This window comes from Polaribacter sp. Hel1_33_78 (assembly GCF_900106075.1).
In the GTDB taxonomy this organism is placed as follows: Bacteria; Bacteroidota; Bacteroidia; order Flavobacteriales; family Flavobacteriaceae; genus Polaribacter.
Window position 1 is genome coordinate 2,498,248 of sequence record NZ_LT629794.1, and the last position, 16,786, is coordinate 2,515,033.

Below are 16,786 nucleotides of genomic sequence, written 5' to 3' on the forward strand. Positions count from 1 at the left end.
GTGGGGAAAAGCAGCTTATGTATTCAATTGTTTTGAAGGAGAAGAGCTGTTAATTCAGCTCTTTTTTTTTGCAAAAAATGAAAATTCAAAAAGTTGAAGAATTCTTTTTAATAAATTATATTTGTTTCACATAAAATATAGAATGAAGACAAATATCTTTTTATTTATCATTTTATCCTCAACAGCAATGTTAAGTCAATTTAAAGTTAAAGGTTATTTTAAAGGTGAAATAAATTTAACTTATAAACTTTTTGAAAATTTGCAAGCAAAACAACGTGTTCAAGATAATTTAGGAATTGAATTTAATTCAGCTTTATGGCTATTAAAAAAAATCCTTTACATAGAAGAATACAATTTAAATATAGGTGCAGAAGTTTCTAACCTCCCATTTCATTTTAGTAATATTGACTTTTTCGAAAGTTATTTTTTACCAATTCCATTAGAAATTATATCCTTTAATAAAATAAAATCTTTTGGATTCTTATTAGAAAATACATACCATTTTTCTGATATTGTAATGCATCCGGGGTTAGAAACTCAATAGGAATTAGATATATTTTTAAATAAAATAAATGTTAAAAGACTTAAGTAATTATCGAAAATCTTACAAAAAAAAAGAACTCTTAGAAAGCAATTGTCCAGAAAACCCCATACAATTATTTCAAACATGGTTTTTAAATGCAGATAGTTCTGAGGCCGTTGATGAAAGTAATGCCATGACCATTGCATCTATTGGTTTAGATGGGTTTCCTAAAAACAGAGTTGTATTGTTAAAAAAATATACTTGGGAAGGTTTTATTTTTTACACTAACTATAATTCAGAAAAAGGAGAAGCTATTGCTCATAACAATCATATTTGTTTGTCTTTTTTTTGGGCAGGTTTAGAACAGCAAATTATTATAAAGGGAAAAGCCGAAAAATTACCAGATAATTTATCTGATGGTTACTTTGAATCCAGACCAGATGGAAGCAAATTAGGAGCCTGGGCCTCTAACCAAAGTAAAGTTGTTTCATCCAGAGAGGAACTAGATAAAAACTTATCATCTTATGAAAAAAAGTTTGAAGGAAAAGAAATTTTAAGGCCCAAACATTGGGGAGGGTATTTAGTACGTCCGATTTCTATAGAATTTTGGCAAGGTAGACCCAATAGAATGCATGATAGAATAAGGTATTCTTTACAAAAAGATTTTTCTTGGAAATTAGAGCGGTTATCGCCTTAATTTTTATATTTACATTTCAACAATCATTTTAATGAAAACGATATATATAGTTCGTCATGCAAAATCTTCTTGGGAGTATAAAGGAATAGAAGATATCGATAGACCTTTAAAGAAGCGCGGAATTAAAGATGCTCATTTATTGTCTAAGATCTTATCAAACAAAATTTCTAGACCCGATGTTTTTGTTACTAGTAGCGCAAATAGAGCTTTACACACGGCTGTAATTTTTTGTGAGAATTTCGAATATCCCTTATCAAACTTAAAAATTAGACGCCAACTGTATAGTTTTAGTGATGGTTACCTGGTAAAAACGGTAAAAGCGCTTGATGATGGTTTTAGCACGGCAATTATTTTTAGTCATGACCACGGTATCAACACATTTGTAAATAAATTTGGTAATAAACCCATAGCCCATGTACCCACGTGTGGTGTCATCGGAATTCAATTTGACGAAAAGCACTGGAAAAATATCAAAAAAGGAAAAACTATTTTATCTGAATCACCTAAAAATCATAAATAGAAAAAATTGTTGAAAATAAAAAAATATGGTGCTATAGATATAGGTTCCAACGCAATAAGATTACTGGTATCTAACGTAATTGTTGAAAAAGGAAAAGAAGCTCAATTTAAAAAATCTTCTTTAGTACGCGTGCCAATTCGACTTGGTGCAGATGCTTTTGTAAGCGGTAAAATTAGCGCAGAGAATACGAAAAGAATGATTGATGCTATGGAAGCTTTTAAATTACTTATGAAAGTTCATAATGTAGAAAAATATAAAGCCTGTGCTACTTCCGCAATGAGAGAAGCAAAAAATGGTATTGAAGTTGCTGATGAAATTTTAAAAGAGACTGGAATTAAAATTGATATTATAGGGGGAAAAGAAGAAGCCGCTATTATTTCATCTACAGATTTAAATGATTTAATAGAAGGAGATAATTCTTATTTATATGTTGACGTAGGAGGTGGAAGTACAGAGTTTACCGTTTTTTCTAGAGGTAAAATCGTTAATTCCAAATCTTTTAAAATGGGAACAGTACGCTTACTGAAAAATAAAAAAGCTATAAATAAAGAAATTTTTGAGGATGTAGAAAAATGGATTAAAAAGAATACTAAAAATCTAAAAAAAGTTTCCTTAATTGGCTCTGGTGGTAACATTAACAAACTCTTTAAAATGTCTGGCAGAACTGAAGGGAAGCCAATTTCTTTTATTTACTTAAACGCCCAATATCAGTTTTTAAAACAAATGAGTTATCAAGAAAGAATATCGGAATTAAGCTTAAACCCAGACAGAGCTGATGTTATTATACCTGCTACAAAAATTTATTTATCTGCAATGAAATGGAGTGGAGCGACAAAAATATATGTTCCCAAAATTGGTCTTTCGGACGGAATTATTAAAAGTTTGTTTTACAATAAGCTATAATTTCTAGTTATTTCCTTATCGTTTATAAATGTTTTTTATTACATTTGGCACATTGTTTATTTATTTTAAATGTATTCTTCCTAATGTTTAATTGTATGAAAAAAATCTTATTCAGTATCACTTTTCTAATGATGGCTACTGTTACTTTTGGGCAAGATTTACCTGAGAACCCAGAGCCAGGAAAGTGTTACGTTCGTTGTAAAACTCCAGACATTTACAGAAACGAAACGATTAATGTTGCAGTTTCACCAGAGTACAAAAAAATTACTACATACCCGGCACAATACAGAACTATTCAAGAAAAAGTTTTGACTAAAGAAGCTGGTGAAGAAGTTCTAATAGTTCCTGCTGTTTGGGGAACTCAAGAAGTGACCTATTACAGAAAAGAAGATGGTTCAAGATTAGAAGTTCGGAAAGCTATTTTTAATCAAGGTTTTGAAACTGTAGAAACAAGGGCAGCCTCTGCAAGTTGGGAAATGAGTGAAAAAATGGCAGGTTGTGATTCTGATGATCCTGATGATTGTAGATACTGGTGTTATAAACCTATGCCTGCTGAGTTCAAAACAATGCCCGTAGAGAAATTATTGAGTGATGCAATGACCTTAAAAATTCCTCTTCCAGGAATAAGAGAAACATATAAAAGGAAGGTTATGGTAAAAAGACCCTCGACCTCTATAGTTCAAACTGAACCTGAATATATATCTATTGAAAAAACGATACTGGTAAAAGATGCTTTTACTGAAGAGATAACAATTCCCGCTGTTTATCGATCTATCACAAAACAAATATTAGTTAAACAAGGAGGATTGACCTCATGGAAAGCAGTGGATTGTAAGTTAGTAAACAACACTCCATTACCTATAAATTGGGATTTTTCTAGTGCTACTTTAAATGAAGGTGCGAAACAAATTATTGACGCTAGGTTATTACCAATCCTAAACGATGGTGTTGCTGTTTTTATTGAATCTCATACCGACATGAGGGGAACGAAAAGAGAAAACCAAAATTTATCTGACAGAAGAGCAAAAGCGGTAACTGATTATATTATCTCTAAAGGTATTAATGCTTCGCAGTTATATGCCAAAGGTTTTGGAGAATCTAGATTATTGAATAAATGTTCTGATGGAATTGTTTGTTCTGAAGCAGAGCACTCCATAAATAGGAGAACAACATTTAGAGTCGTGAATCAAAAATAAATTATTTTTCATATCATACAACAAAAACGAAGCAGTAATTGCTTCGTTTTTTTTTATTATATAGCTTTAGTATTTATTAATTTCCGATTGTAAAAACTGATAATAGTATACAGTCATAATATAACCTTTTTTCTCTGCAATTTTTTTCCCTCTATGATTAACGATCATTAATGTTGGAAAAGAGTTGACTCTATATTTTTTTTGAATAATTTTATTTTCTTTCATTCTATCTGGTGAAATAATATCTAATCTTCTAGGAATATCAACTTCTAAAAGAATTAAATCTTCTTCAGCTAATGCTTTAAATTTTTCTGTATGAAATAAATCCTTATCCAAAACCTTGCAAGGTCCACACCAATCTGAACCCGTGAAATAAATTAAAACTGGTTTTTTTTCTCTTTTAGATTTCTTTAATGCTTCTTTATAAGTTGGCATCCAATTTAATTTAACCTCATTACTCTTTGCATACTCAGAAACTGATAAAAGGCTGTCCTGTGCAAAATAAACTTGAGTTGTGAATAGATAAATAATAAAAGCGAAAACCAATTTCCTCATAATAAACATTGTTTAATCAAAAGTATCAAAAATAATACCAATTATAAAAACTTAAATTGTGACTTCATAAACTTTATCGTGTCGAAAGAGTGTTCGGTAATCTTAAAAGAATACTTCTAACAACAATCAAAAAAGAAAAAACCGATGTTTTTAGCATCGGTTTTGTTGAATATGGGATTTTATAATTGCATTAAATTTATTTTCTCCATCTAAAAACCGAGTTTTAATTTCTAAAAAAGACAATTCTTTGAGCTTCCTAGAAAGCCTGGTATAATCCTTTTCTGTTGTTAAAATTAGCTTGTTAGCAGCACTCATCGCCTCAAATTTTTGTTGAATTTCTTCTATTTCTCTGGATGAAAAATGATGATGATCTGAAAATTTTAAGTGTGTAAACTTGATTTCTTTTTTAGTTAAAAATTCTAATAATGGATTTGGATTCGCAATTCCAGTTATTAGTAATACCTCAATATTTTTTAAATCATCTAAAGATAATTGCTGACTTCCTGATGTTTTATCAGCATAAGAAATTGTCGTAAAATAAACCTCCTTTTTATATCGCTGTAACTTTCTTTTAATCTTATTCTTTTCGACTTCCTTTAAATCAAAAGGACATTTTGTAACTATAATTAAATCTGCTCTTTTCGCTCCTGCTCTACTTTCTCTTAAATTCCCCATTGGTAATAAAAAATCATCAGTAAATAAATCATCGTGCTTCGTTAGCAGAATATAGAAACTTCCTTTTATTTTTCTGTGCTGATATGCATCATCTAACAAGACGACTTCTGGAGCTATCTGCTGTACTAAATTATTGACACCCTCTACTCTATTCTCATCTACAGCAACAGTAATTTGTGAGAATTTTTTAAAATATTGTAAAGGTTCATCACCGACATCCTTTGCGGTATGATTCTCATTTAAACGCACAAAACCTTTTGTTTTACGCTTATAACCTCTACTTAAAACTGAAATATTGTAAACATCTTTTAACAACCTTACTAAATACTCAATTTGAGGCGTTTTCCCGGTCCCTCCTACACTTAAATTACCAACTACTATTATTGGCGTCTGAAACGAAGTTTCCTTCAAAAAACCACTATTAAAAAAGAAATTACGAATTGAGGTTATCAAATCATATAAAATTGCAAAAGGAAACAATAAAAATCTAACAAATTTCATCAATGTAAAAATACATTAAAATTGTTAACTTTGGTTTTCAATACAATCTTAAAATGACCATAAAAGACATCACAAATTATATTGAAGAATTAGCACCTTTAAACTATGCAGAAGAGTTTGATAATGTTGGTTTGTTAGTCGGTAATTATAACTCAAAAGTTTCTGGTATTTTAGTTACCTTAGATACTTTAGAAGAAACTATAGAGGAAGCAATCGCTAAAAAATGCAACTTGATTATTAGTTTTCATCCTATAATTTTTAGCGGATTAAAAAAAATAAATGGTAATTCTTATGTAGAAAGAGTCGTTTTAAAAGCGATTAAAAATGAGATTGCTGTTTATGCGACTCACACCGCTTTAGACAATTCTAAAAATGGCGTTTCTGCAAAAATATGTGCAGTTTTAGGACTGCAAAAAACTAAAATCTTAATTCCAAAAAAAGGAATTATAAAAAAGCTCACAACTTACGTTCCTGCAAAAAATGCAGATGCTTTAAAAAATTCTCTATTTTTAGCGGGTGCAGGAAATATTGGTAATTACGATAATTGTTCGTTTACTATTTTAGGAGAAGGCACTTATAAAGGGAACGAAGCATCCAATCCTGTTTTAGGTGAAAAAGGAAAACTTCATACAGAAAAAGAAATAAAAATTTCGGTTGTCTTTGAAAGAAAAAATGAAACTGTTATTTTAAAAACTTTGAAAGAAAATCATCCTTATGAAGAAGTAGCCTACGAAATTGTAACTACGGAAAATGTACATCAAAATATTGGCATGGGAATGATTGGTGAATTATCATCAGAAATGGAAGAAAAAGATTTTCTATTATATTTAAAAAAAACCATGAAAACAGACTGTATTAGACATTCTGCCTTGATCCACAAAAAAATAAAAAAAGTAGCCGTTTTAGGGGGTTCCGGGAGTTTTGCAATTTCTAATGCTAAAAAAGCTGGAGCAGATGCTTATGTAAGTGCAGATTTTAAATATCATGAGTTTTTTAAAGCAGAAAATAGCATACTTTTGGCAGATATTGGACATTATGAAAGCGAACAGTTTACAAAAAACCTTTTAGTCGATTATCTTACAAAAAAAATTAGTAATTTCGCAGTCATTTTATCAGAAAAAAGTACAAATCCTATTTATTACATATAAACATGGCAAAAAAGAAAGAAGTTTCAGTTGAAGAGAAATTAAGAGCATTATATGATTTACAATTAATTGACTCTAGAATTGACGAAATTAGAAACGTAAGAGGAGAGCTCCCTTTAGAAATTGAAGATTTAGAGGATGAAGTTGCCGGTTTAAATACGAGAGTTTCTAATTTAAACGAAGATGCTACAAATTTAGAAACAGACATCAACAACAAAAAATTAGCCATAGAAGAATCTAAGGTTCTAATGAAAAAGTATGATGAGCAACAACAGAAAGTTAGAAATAACAGAGAGTTTGATTCTTTGTCTAAAGAAATTGAATTTCAAGATTTAGAAATTCAATTGGCTGAAAAAAGAATTACTGAATTCAAGGCCAAAATTGCTCAAAAAAATGAAGTAATTGATGCTACTAAAGAGAAGTTAGATCGACAAGAACAACATTTAGGTCATAAAAAATCTGAATTAGATGCAATCTTAAAAGAAACAGAAAAAGAAGAGGAACTTTTAATTAAAAAGTCTGCTGAATATTCTGAGTCTATAGACGCTCATTTATACACAGCTTATAAAAGAATTAGAACTAAAGTTAAAAACGGTTTAGCAGTAGTTGCAATAGAACGTGGAGCTTCTGGAGGATCTTATTTCACTATTCCACCGCAAGTTCAATTAGAAATTGCAAATAGAAAGAAAATAACTATTGACGAGCATAGTGGTCGTATCTTAGTTGATGCTGCATTAGCTGCTGAAGAAAAAGAAAAAATCGATAAATTATTTTCTTAATCTCAGATTATAAATTCATAAAAAAACTCGAAGCTTTAGCTTCGAGTTTTTTTATGTTTTAAATTAAACGGATTAGTAGTCTAACTTTTTAATATAACTTAATTTTTGCTTCCAAATTAATAAGTCCGCTTTAAATTCATTCACTCTATTTCGAACATTTAAAACTAAAGGGTTGTCTGCTTTTGCATTCGAGAAGAAGCCCAAGTTATTTTCTAATTGTTGAATTTCTCTAACAACTTCATCAATCTTTTTTCTAACGAACATTTGTTCTGAGTCTAACTTTCTAAAATCTTCATCTGCAAGGAAACTATCCACAGCATTTGTAAACTTAAGCATCACTATTTCATTTTTATCTAAAGATAAACCATCGAACATTCTATCTATTTGCTTATTAAATTTACCTTCCAAATGACGAACATTTCTTGGCAAACTACCTAAGTTTTTCCAGTTATAAACTGCTTCTAAAATTGCTTCTTTTGTAACTTCTTTGCTTTCTTTTAAAGCTTCTAAAAACTCTTTTTTAGCAACAACCACACCTTCTTGTTCTTTGCTAATCGCATTTTTTTGTTGATGGTATCTATCAAAATAATGATTACAAGCTGCTTTAAAACGTTTCCAAATATCATCAGAAAACTTACGAGGAACATGCCCAATATTTTTCCAATCTGCTTGTACCTTTTTCATCGCATTCGTTGCCATGTCCCAATCGTCAGTATCTTTTAACGATTCTGCATATTCTATTAAAGCAATTTTGTTTTTTAAATTTTCTTGTTGTTCACCTTTTTCTTCCTTATAGAAAACATTTTTGGCAGCATTAAATTTCTTTGTGGCGTTTTTAAATTTTTGCCAAACTTCCTCACTTTTAGAATAAGGCAATTTACCAGCATTAAAATATTTCTGTCTTAGCTCCTCAATATCTTTAATACTTTTCTGCCAATCATTGTGCGTTTTATTTTTAGATGTATCATACGCATCAATTGTCGCAATAATCGCTATTTTATCATCAATAATTTCTTGATATTTAGAACGCATTTCTTTGAAATAATCATGTCTTTTGTCATGAATTTTTTTAGTAGCTGCACTAAATTTTTTCCAAATTTCTTCACGCATTTCTTTTGCTACAGGACCTACATCTTCTTTCCAAGACTTATGCAGCTCTTGTAATTCATTAGAAGCGAAATTAATATCACTCTCATTTCCTAAAGCCTCTGCTTTCGCTATGATCTTTAATTTTTCTTCTAAATTATGTTTGAAATCTAAATCTCTAAAATCGTTACTTAAATGTAATAAATCATAAAAACGTTCTACATGATGATGATAGGTTTTCCAAGTGTCATTATAATGACTTTTTGGCACAGCACCAATCGAACGCCAAGTATCCTGAATCACTTTAAATTTATTATACATTGTAGAAGTGTCTGCTTCTTCAATTAAGTGCTTTAAATTATCAATTACTTGAACACGTTTTTCTAAGTTTTCCTTTAATTGCTTTTCTATATTATTGTAATAAGCATCTCTGTTTTTCTTATGTTCTGATAATAACTTGTTGTATTCTGATTTTAAAGGACTAGAAAATTGAAAATCTATAGAATTTCCTCCTTCTTCGAGAAAAGCCGCTTTTTTTTCTGCTAATAATGCTCCAAATTTTAAATTGAATGCATTTTTTATGCCGTCTACTTGCGATTTTATTTTCTGAACAGGATTATCAGATAACGTTTTTTCTAATGTTGATACCAATTCTTCTAAAGTACATGCAGCATAATCTACAACCGAAACTTCTTCTTCTTTAGATGCTGATTTTTCAGCATTTTCTGCTACAGATTTCTCAATTTCATCAACAGCTTCTGTTATTTCATCTACTTTTACGGTTGTTGGTAATTCCTCCTTATCATCCTCTTCTTCTACAACTTCTACATCTTTCACTATCGGATTCTTAATTTCATCAACAACTTCAGAAGGCTTATCTGTTCCATCCACATCTTTAGTTATAAAGTCTTCTACTTTTTCTTCAGAATTTACTTCGTTTTTCTCAACGTTTTCTTCATTATTATCTAACATATCTACAATGTTTAAGGTCGTTATACTGCTATACTTATATTGCCTATAAAGATACAGACAACTTACAAAAGCTACAAGTTTACTTTATAACAAATTTTATGACCTATTAGCGCGCATTATTCCAAATTCTCCAAGATTCTTCTGCCTGTAATTCAAGCATTTCAAATCCGTTTTTGATAGCAGCTCCTTTTTCTTTTCCTTTGGATAAAAAAGTAGACACTTCTGGATTGTATATCAAATCAAATAACAAATGCTTTTCTGTTAAATATTGATAAGGAATATTAGGACATTTTTCTATATTTGGTGCAGTTCCTAGAGGTGTACAATTAATAATTACTGAATACTTTTGAAGTACCTCTTGTGTTAAACTATCGTAGGATATTTCTTTTTTTCCTTCGGGGCTTCTAGAGACAAATTTATATTTAATGTTATTCTTTTTTAACACAAAAGCAATGGCTTTAGAGGCTCCTCCTGTTCCTAAAATCAATGCTTTTTTATGATGTTTTTTCAGGAGTGGTTTGATGGAGTTCTCAAAACCGACAACATCAGAATTGTATCCCTTTAAATTTCCTCTTTTCGTAAATTTGATGGTATTTACAGCTCCTATTTTTTTGGCAGTTGTATCTAATTTATCTAAATATTTTATAACCTCTTCTTTGTAAGGAATTGTTACATTAAGCCCTTTTAAATTTTGTTCTTTATTAATTATTGAAGGAAAATCTTCTATCTGCTGAATATCAAAATTTACGTATTTATTTTTTTTAAAATTTAACGCTTTAAACTTATCTGTAAAAAATCCCCTTGAAAATGAATAGGAAATATTTTTCCCTAACAATCCAAAAACGCTACTTTCTTTTTCTTTCATAATAATCTATTGCTAAAATTAAACCAATACCAAAAAAGATAAAAAAGATTGCTAAAAGCGTATCTAAACTATTTAATTCGGGTATAAATCGTTCATAATTTTTAATTATTTTATTTCCTTTTTGATCCAATAAGAAATTTCCACTACCTGTAACATATATTTTATGTTTCCATGGCCAAACAATGCCTAAAGAACCTGTTATAAAACCAATAATAATTGCATTCACAATTTTATTCCAACGTTTTAAAACATACCCTAAAATATGTGATAAAGAAACCAAACCAAAAGCAGAACCTCCCGTAAAAACAGCTATAATTTTTAAATATCTTATTTTAATAGGATCTGATAAAACCTCAAAATTACCAGAGAGAAGACTTGAAAAAACATTTAGTAATACATTTACCGAGTCTACTAAAAGCAATACATAATTACCTAATAAAATTAAGATAAATGACCCAGAAAGCCCAGGAAGTGTCATCCCTGAAACACCGATAATTCCACAAATAAACACAAACCAAAGGTTATCATTTTCTCGAGCAGGGGTTAAAAAACTAATTCCTAATCCTATCAAAGCACCGATGATTAATGAGATACTATTTCTAGTATTCCAAGTGCCAAAATCTTTACCAATATAATAAATGGAACCTATAATCATTCCAAAAAACCAACTCCAAACATAGAGCTCATAATTCTCTAAAAAATAATCCAAAACTAGAGAAACACTAAAGTAACTAAAAATACTCCCTCCAATTATTAAAAATAAAAATGGACCATTTACATATGCGTAAAAACTCTTAAAACGTCCGTTAAAAAGTAACTTAAAAGCTTTTAAATTTATCTTTCTAAAGGAATAAATTAATTCTTCATAAAAACCAAAAACAAAAGATACGGTTCCACCAGAAACTCCGGGAACTTTATTTGCAGCTCCCATTACCAAACCTTTAAAAAAAAGGCTTAATTTCTGCACAAAAGTTCTTTCTCGATGCATTTATTGTTTTTTAACTGCCAATTTTTCCATCAATAAAATTAACCCAAATCCAATAGTTGCTAAAATTATTGCCATTGTTAATTCCGCTTCTCCAACATAAGAAAAAGGCGAAACACTCTGTTGATTAAATGGCACTTCTACTCCATGAGAGTTTGTGCGCCAAGTTAACGTTTCTTTCCAAGGCCAAATTTTATTTAAAGAACCAATTATAAACCCTGTTAAAACTGCTAACGTATAATTTTTATAATGGGTAAATAGCCATTTCAAGACTTTAGAAAAAGCAAGCAACCCTATTATTGCTCCAAAACCTACAGCAGCAATTGTTTTGTAATCTCTATCATTTACAGCCGCTAGAACAGGTTTATATGCTCCTAAAAGAACTAAAATAAATGCTCCTGAAATACCAGGTAAAATCATTGCGCAAATTGCAATAGCACCCGCAATAAACATAAATAATATTGAAGAATTTTCTGAGACTAAAGGATTTAAAGTCGTTATATAATACGCTAAAAACGAACCTAAAATGAGTACCAGAATAGCTACAGAATTCCATTTTGTAATTTGTTTGGCAATATAAATAACACTAGCTAATACTAAACCAAAAAAGAAAGACCAAAGCAAAACCGGTTCATTTTCTAATAAGTACTTTATTGCTTTAGCTAAAGAAACAATACTTACAAATATGCCTATAAAAAGAGATAGTAAAAAATTACCATTAACTTCTTTCCAGGCTGCCTTAAACCCATCCTGTTTTAAGATTTTTAGTAAGTCAAAATTTACATTACTAATAGAACCTAAAAGCTCTTCATAAATGCCAGAAATAAATGCAATTGTACCTCCAGAAACACCAGGTACTACATCTGCTGCTCCCATAGCCATTCCTTTTAAGCCAATTACAAAATAATCTTTAAGATTTCTACTCATCGTATGTTCTGTTTTTTTTAAACGAAGATAGTAGAAATTTGAATAAAAATTGAAATCTCCTTTTTAAATTAGTTCGCTTCTAAACTTATTATCGGATAACTTAGCTACCTTCACTTTTTTAATGCAAAAACCATCATTTTATTCTAGCCCACATATATTAATTCATATTTTATGATTATTACAAAATTTCTAATAGCAGTAGTACCCTTTTCTGAAGACGAACTTAAAGATATAATACCTCATTTTGAAAAAGAAAGTGTCAAAAAAAATGAGCTTTTGAGCAAGGAAGGCCAAGTTTGTAATAAGCTCTATTTTATAGAAAAAGGTATGGGCAGAAGTTATTATATAAAAAAAGATGGAAAAGAAATTACACAATGGTTTTTTGGAGAAGGTCAATTTATGGCAAGTGCTGAAAGTTTTTTTAAACAAAGTCCGAGTTTTTATTATTTAGAAATTTTAGAAGATGCAACTCTTTATAGCATATCTTATGAAAAAATGGAAATACTCTTAGATAAATATCACAGAATGGAAAAATTTATCAGATTATTATCTACAGATATATTTATAAAAATTACGAATAAATTGAATGCTATTCAATTTCATACCGCCAAAGAACGCTATAATTATATGCTCTCTGAATTTCCAGATATTGCACATCGCATCTCTTTAGGTCATATTGCGTCATACCTTGGAATGACGCAAGAAACACTTAGTCGTATTAGAAGAAACGATTTTTAACTAAAATTAAGTTTCACTTTTTGATCTAAGTCAAATGATAATCATTGGAAACTAATATCTTTGCATTTTAAAAAATATTTGCAATGAACAAAAGTAATCGAAGATTAAGTATCTTCTTAATCGCTGCTATAGGAATTTCATCTTTTTCTTCGGCCCAACAATTAGAACCAATTTTAAAAGAGCTTATACAGAAAGGCTTAGAAAAAAGTCATGCTATTAATATCCATAATTTAGATAGTAAACAGGCAAAAGTTGATCAAAAATTAGCAAAAGTAGTTTTCCTTCCTAAAGTTACTTTTAATTCTAGCTTTACAAGATTAGATAATGATATTACGTTTGATGATGATACTCAAAATTTATTAATTGCTACCCAAAAACTGCTTATAAAAGAAGCTATTGGTATTCCGTTTAATGATGCTCTTCCAAACAACATTCCTTTATCCGAGATCCCTAACCTACAAAGCAAAAATATATTAAAATCTTCAGTAGATGTAGATTGGATTCTATTTAGTGGTTTTGAAGCTACTAATGCCTATAAAGCCAGCAAGCACAAAGAAGCTTCATTGAATTATGTTGTTATTGCAAAAAAAGATAAAATAGCTTTAAAAATAATAGAGACGTACGATAAATTGGCCCTCGTTTGCGCTTCAAAACGAGTATTAATCAGTTCGAAAAAATACTTAGATGAACAAGAATATTATGTGAAAAAAGCAATAAAAAACGGTTTAGCAATTCCTTTAAACCGAAAAAAAATTGAATTAGCTAAACAACAATTAGCAGCTAAACAATTAGAATACAATCATAATAAATCCTTATTAGTGGAAGTACTCTATCAACTTACTGGTGAAAATAGAAAAAGTTTATCCTTAGTAAATCCAACACTTCGATCATTTTCAACTGAATTTTCGAATCCTGAAAAACGAAATGAAATTAAAGCTTTAGAAGAAGCCGAAAAAGCGACAATCTTCAAGGCGAAAATGGAGAAAAGTAATTTTATTCCTAAAATTGCTTTAAAAGGGCATTATGAATTTATAGAAGAAGATTTATCACTATTAGATCCAAAATGGTATGTTGGGGTAGGCATCCAATGGAATGCTTTTGATGGCTTTAAATCAAAATTAAAAAGCATAAAAACTAAAATTGAAAGTAAAAAATATAGAGCTCAAATAGAAAATGCGAATGAGATGATTGCGCTTAGTATCATGAAAGCAGAATTATCTTATGAAGCTGCTCTTGAAAACACCAAAATAGTTAAAAAAGAAATTGAGCTAGCAAGTGACACTTATGAGATGATTAATAAACAATATAAAAATAATCTTACATCCATAAATGATGTTTTAGACGCTTTAAATGATTTAGAAAAAGCCAGTTTTAAATTACAAAATTCCTATTATAACGAAAGAAGAGCAATTACTAATTTATTGCATGCTAAGGGAATTCTTAAATACTAATACAACTTAAAGAAATAAAAAAATGAAATTAATTAGAAACCTATTTACTATCAGTCTTACAGTGCTAACGATAAGTGCATGCGGTAATGACGAAAAAATAAGTTACAACAGAGGAAAAGTAAAATTTGAAACGATTTCTATAAGTGGTAAACTAGCAGGGCGTGTGTCCAAAATATATATAAAAGAAGGAGAATCTGTAAAAAAGGGAGATACCCTGGCTTTATTAGATATTCCAGAAATAAATGCTAAAATGATGCAAGCAGAGGGTGCCGTAACTGCAGCGACAGGTTTGCTAAATATGGCTTCTAATGGCGCAACGCTAGAGCAAATGGATCAAATAAATGGAAAAATAGATGCTAGTAAAGCACAATTAAAATTTGCACAAAAATCTTACAATAGATTGCAAAAAATGTATGCCGATTCACTTATTAGTTTGCAACAATTTGATGAAGTAAAAATGAAACGTGAAATGGCTAAAGCACAAGTTTCTGCTTTAGAAGCAAAACGAAATGAGGTTCATAAAAGTGCAAGAACTGAGCAATTAGACCAAGCTAAAGGTCAACTAAAAAGAGCTATGGGAGCCAAACAAGAGGTGCTTACTGCAGCCAATGAAAAACTTATAATTGCACCAGCAGATATGTCTATTGAAACTATTAGTTTACAAGAAGGAGAATTACTAACACCGGGATACGTTTTATTTAATGGATATAAAAAAAACAGTGTCTTTTTTAGATTTACAGTGCCTGAATCGAAAGTATATGACTTCGAAGTTGGCAAATCACTCATACTTACAAACCCGTTTACTAAAGAAGAAGTTACTACAAAAATTGCGAGCATAAAGCAATTAGCACAATATGCAAACATTACAAGCACTGCGCCATTATACGAATTGTCTGAATCTATTTATGAACTAAAAGTAGTTCCAACTTCAGATATTTCTGAACAAAAATTTTATCTAAACGCTACTATTCTTATTAAATAATATAGGCATGAAAGATTTTTTAAAATTACTACGAATAGAGTTTAAGCGTATATTCTCTAATAGTGTTTTGCTTGCTATTTTTATTGGTGCTCCAATATTTTACGGAGTGCTATTTGGTTATGTCTATAAACAAGCAAAAGTTATAAACTTGCCTATTGTAATTATCGATGAAGATCACAGCCCGATGTCTGATAAAATCATAGAAGCTTTTGAAGACAATGAAGCATTACTTGTTAGCGATATCCGTTACACAGCAGGCAATATTTTAGATGAAATGCCGGTTAAACAATTTGATGCTGTAATTACCTTACCTACTAATTTTGAAGCAGATATTCTGCAGAAAAGACATCCAGAAATTAGAGTTGATTTAAATATGGCAAATATATTAAACGCAAATACAGCCAGTAAAAATATTCAAGCAGTTTTAATGACACTAAATGCAGGTATAGAAATAGAAGGACTCAAAAAAAGTGGTCTTCATCCAACCCAAGCTGCAGCAAGCTATGAAAGTTTTAAAATCAATTTTAACAAACTATATAATTCTTCAGGAAATTATATCAATTTTATGCTGCCAGGCTTGCTTATTGCCATTATGCAGCAAATAATATTTTTGGCAATGGCATTAGTATTTGCAAGGGATTTTGAAGATGGTCATTTTGGTGTTCTTGTTAAAAAAAGTAAATCTTCTTTGTATCATATTGCACTTAAATCTACACCATTTATTATAATGATTCCAATAATGTGGTTTTTTATAAGTTTATTGTTTGACTATTTTAGGATTAATGCCGACATCTATAATCTACCCATGCTTCTTTTGACAACCACTTTAACCATGGCTTCTATGTGCATTGGTATGTTATTTTCAATAGCTATTCCTAGTCAATTAAAAGCAACGGAGTTATTAATGGTAATTTCTACACCAGCTTTTATACTAAGCGGTTTTACTTGGCCCACACTTGCTTTCCCAGATGCAATTGCAAATGTTGCTACATACATACCATCGACACAATTTTTAAGTGGTTTTAGAAAAATAGCTTTTTATGGAGGAGATGTTTCTTCTATTAAATCCGAGATAAATACGTTGTTACTAATATGTTGCGTATCGTTTGTAGTTTTAGTCCTTTTATTGCAATTTAAAATATATTTGTTTTCTAAAAAGCAAAGAAAGACATCAACTCAATTATAAAGAGTTTTTAATTTGATTAGTTTCAAGTTTAATACTAAATTATAATTAATGAAAATCCATTAAACGTATGTATAAAATTAAAGAACTACAAACTGTGAAA

General features: G+C 29.9%; 17 protein-coding genes. 11 read left to right on the forward strand and 6 right to left on the reverse strand.

Annotated features, from left to right (window positions below):
- Positions 1–142 precede the first annotated feature (142 nt).
- The 5 genes from BLT88_RS10730 (at position 143) to BLT88_RS10750 (ending at position 3,839) form a co-directional block, all read left to right on the forward strand.
- Complete coding sequence (locus BLT88_RS10730) at positions 143–544, forward strand: hypothetical protein (protein WP_091954720.1); 402 nt, start codon at positions 143–145, stop codon at positions 542–544.
- A gap of 28 nt (positions 545–572) precedes the next feature.
- Complete coding sequence (gene pdxH / locus BLT88_RS10735; protein WP_036783903.1) at positions 573–1,220, forward strand: pyridoxamine 5'-phosphate oxidase; 648 nt, start codon at positions 573–575, stop codon at positions 1,218–1,220.
- Positions 1,221–1,251: 31 nt separating this feature from the next.
- Entirely contained in the window at positions 1,252–1,740 is a 489-nt protein-coding gene (locus BLT88_RS10740) for a histidine phosphatase family protein (protein ID WP_036783901.1), read from the forward strand.
- A 6-nt stretch (positions 1,741–1,746) separates the two neighbouring features.
- The gene (locus tag BLT88_RS10745; protein ID WP_091954721.1) at positions 1,747–2,643 is read left to right on the forward strand and encodes a Ppx/GppA phosphatase family protein; all 897 of its coding nucleotides are present in this window, start codon (positions 1,747–1,749) and stop codon (positions 2,641–2,643) included.
- Positions 2,644–2,738: 95 nt separating this feature from the next.
- Entirely contained in the window at positions 2,739–3,839 is a 1,101-nt protein-coding gene (locus BLT88_RS10750; protein WP_231959981.1) for an OmpA family protein, read from the forward strand.
- Between the two features lie 66 nt (positions 3,840–3,905).
- Here the strand turns inward: BLT88_RS10750 and BLT88_RS10755 are convergent, their stop codons facing one another.
- On the reverse strand, positions 3,906–4,394 hold the full coding sequence (locus tag BLT88_RS10755) for a thioredoxin family protein (RefSeq protein ID WP_157691211.1): 489 nt from the start codon (positions 4,392–4,394) through the stop codon (positions 3,906–3,908).
- A gap of 150 nt (positions 4,395–4,544) precedes the next feature.
- Positions 4,545–5,570, reverse strand: a complete 1,026-nt coding sequence (gene lpxK / locus BLT88_RS10760; protein ID WP_091954726.1) for a tetraacyldisaccharide 4'-kinase — start codon at positions 5,568–5,570, stop codon at positions 4,545–4,547.
- Between the two features lie 53 nt (positions 5,571–5,623).
- Here lpxK and BLT88_RS10765 point away from each other — a divergent pair, with 53 nt between their 5' ends.
- Together BLT88_RS10765 and BLT88_RS10770 are read left to right on the forward strand one after the other, a co-directional pair.
- On the forward strand, positions 5,624–6,718 hold the full coding sequence (locus BLT88_RS10765; RefSeq protein ID WP_091954727.1) for a Nif3-like dinuclear metal center hexameric protein: 1,095 nt from the start codon (positions 5,624–5,626) through the stop codon (positions 6,716–6,718).
- A 2-nt stretch (positions 6,719–6,720) separates the two neighbouring features.
- Positions 6,721–7,494 carry a zinc ribbon domain-containing protein gene (locus BLT88_RS10770; RefSeq protein WP_036783891.1) on the forward strand — a complete coding sequence of 258 codons (774 nt, stop codon included), beginning with the start codon at positions 6,721–6,723 and terminating at the stop codon, positions 7,492–7,494.
- 72 nt (positions 7,495–7,566) lie between these two features.
- On the opposite strand, the gene BLT88_RS10775 is transcribed toward BLT88_RS10770, so the two are convergent.
- The 4 genes from BLT88_RS10775 to BLT88_RS10790 form a co-directional block, all read right to left on the reverse strand.
- The gene (locus BLT88_RS10775) at positions 7,567–9,552 is read right to left on the reverse strand and encodes a DUF349 domain-containing protein (protein ID WP_091954729.1); all 1,986 of its coding nucleotides are present in this window, start codon (positions 9,550–9,552) and stop codon (positions 7,567–7,569) included.
- Between the two features lie 106 nt (positions 9,553–9,658).
- Entirely contained in the window at positions 9,659–10,417 is a 759-nt protein-coding gene (locus tag BLT88_RS10780) for a shikimate dehydrogenase (protein WP_091954730.1), read from the reverse strand.
- Positions 10,398–11,405 carry a DUF368 domain-containing protein gene (locus tag BLT88_RS10785; protein WP_091954732.1) on the reverse strand — a complete coding sequence of 336 codons (1,008 nt, stop codon included), beginning with the start codon at positions 11,403–11,405 and terminating at the stop codon, positions 10,398–10,400. The genes BLT88_RS10780 and BLT88_RS10785 overlap by 20 nt, the downstream gene beginning before the upstream one ends.
- The gene (locus BLT88_RS10790) at positions 11,406–12,329 is read right to left on the reverse strand and encodes a DUF368 domain-containing protein (RefSeq protein ID WP_091954733.1); all 924 of its coding nucleotides are present in this window, start codon (positions 12,327–12,329) and stop codon (positions 11,406–11,408) included.
- 171 nt (positions 12,330–12,500) lie between these two features.
- Here BLT88_RS10790 and BLT88_RS10795 point away from each other — a divergent pair, with 171 nt between their 5' ends.
- The 4 genes from BLT88_RS10795 (at position 12,501) to BLT88_RS10810 (ending at position 16,686) form a co-directional block, all read left to right on the forward strand.
- Positions 12,501–13,067 (forward strand): Crp/Fnr family transcriptional regulator, encoded by a 567-nt coding sequence (locus BLT88_RS10795; RefSeq protein WP_036783882.1) that lies wholly within the window; start codon positions 12,501–12,503, stop codon positions 13,065–13,067.
- 83 nt (positions 13,068–13,150) lie between these two features.
- Positions 13,151–14,518, forward strand: a complete 1,368-nt coding sequence (locus BLT88_RS10800) for a TolC family protein (RefSeq protein ID WP_091954735.1) — start codon at positions 13,151–13,153, stop codon at positions 14,516–14,518.
- A 22-nt stretch (positions 14,519–14,540) separates the two neighbouring features.
- Complete coding sequence (locus BLT88_RS10805) at positions 14,541–15,500, forward strand: HlyD family secretion protein (protein ID WP_091954736.1); 960 nt, start codon at positions 14,541–14,543, stop codon at positions 15,498–15,500.
- A gap of 7 nt (positions 15,501–15,507) precedes the next feature.
- A complete protein-coding gene (locus BLT88_RS10810; RefSeq protein WP_091954738.1) occupies positions 15,508–16,686 on the forward strand; it encodes an ABC transporter permease in 1,179 nt (392 codons plus the stop codon).
- The last annotated feature ends 100 nt before the right edge of the window (positions 16,687–16,786 follow it).

Bases quoted from the DNA above. Each gene is read 5' to 3' on its own strand.
- BLT88_RS10730 (WP_091954720.1), top strand. From the start codon at position 143: ATGAAGACAAATATCTTTTTATTTATCATTTTATCCTCAACAGCAATG.
- pdxH (WP_036783903.1), top strand. From the start codon at position 573: ATGTTAAAAGACTTAAGTAATTATCGAAAATCTTACAAAAAAAAAGAA.
- BLT88_RS10740 (WP_036783901.1), top strand. From the start codon at position 1,252: ATGAAAACGATATATATAGTTCGTCATGCAAAATCTTCTTGGGAGTAT.
- BLT88_RS10750 (WP_231959981.1), top strand. From the start codon at position 2,739: ATGAAAAAAATCTTATTCAGTATCACTTTTCTAATGATGGCTACTGTT.
- BLT88_RS10755 (WP_157691211.1), bottom strand. From the start codon at position 4,394: ATGAGGAAATTGGTTTTCGCTTTTATTATTTATCTATTCACAACTCAA.
- lpxK (WP_091954726.1), bottom strand. From the start codon at position 5,570: ATGAAATTTGTTAGATTTTTATTGTTTCCTTTTGCAATTTTATATGAT.
- BLT88_RS10765 (WP_091954727.1), top strand. From the start codon at position 5,624: ATGACCATAAAAGACATCACAAATTATATTGAAGAATTAGCACCTTTA.
- BLT88_RS10770 (WP_036783891.1), top strand. From the start codon at position 6,721: ATGGCAAAAAAGAAAGAAGTTTCAGTTGAAGAGAAATTAAGAGCATTA.
- BLT88_RS10775 (WP_091954729.1), bottom strand. From the start codon at position 9,552: ATGTTAGATAATAATGAAGAAAACGTTGAGAAAAACGAAGTAAATTCT.
- BLT88_RS10780 (WP_091954730.1), bottom strand. From the start codon at position 10,417: ATGAAAGAAAAAGAAAGTAGCGTTTTTGGATTGTTAGGGAAAAATATT.
- BLT88_RS10785 (WP_091954732.1), bottom strand. From the start codon at position 11,405: ATGCATCGAGAAAGAACTTTTGTGCAGAAATTAAGCCTTTTTTTTAAA.
- BLT88_RS10790 (WP_091954733.1), bottom strand. From the start codon at position 12,329: ATGAGTAGAAATCTTAAAGATTATTTTGTAATTGGCTTAAAAGGAATG.
- BLT88_RS10795 (WP_036783882.1), top strand. From the start codon at position 12,501: ATGATTATTACAAAATTTCTAATAGCAGTAGTACCCTTTTCTGAAGAC.
- BLT88_RS10800 (WP_091954735.1), top strand. From the start codon at position 13,151: ATGAACAAAAGTAATCGAAGATTAAGTATCTTCTTAATCGCTGCTATA.
- BLT88_RS10805 (WP_091954736.1), top strand. From the start codon at position 14,541: ATGAAATTAATTAGAAACCTATTTACTATCAGTCTTACAGTGCTAACG.
- BLT88_RS10810 (WP_091954738.1), top strand. From the start codon at position 15,508: ATGAAAGATTTTTTAAAATTACTACGAATAGAGTTTAAGCGTATATTC.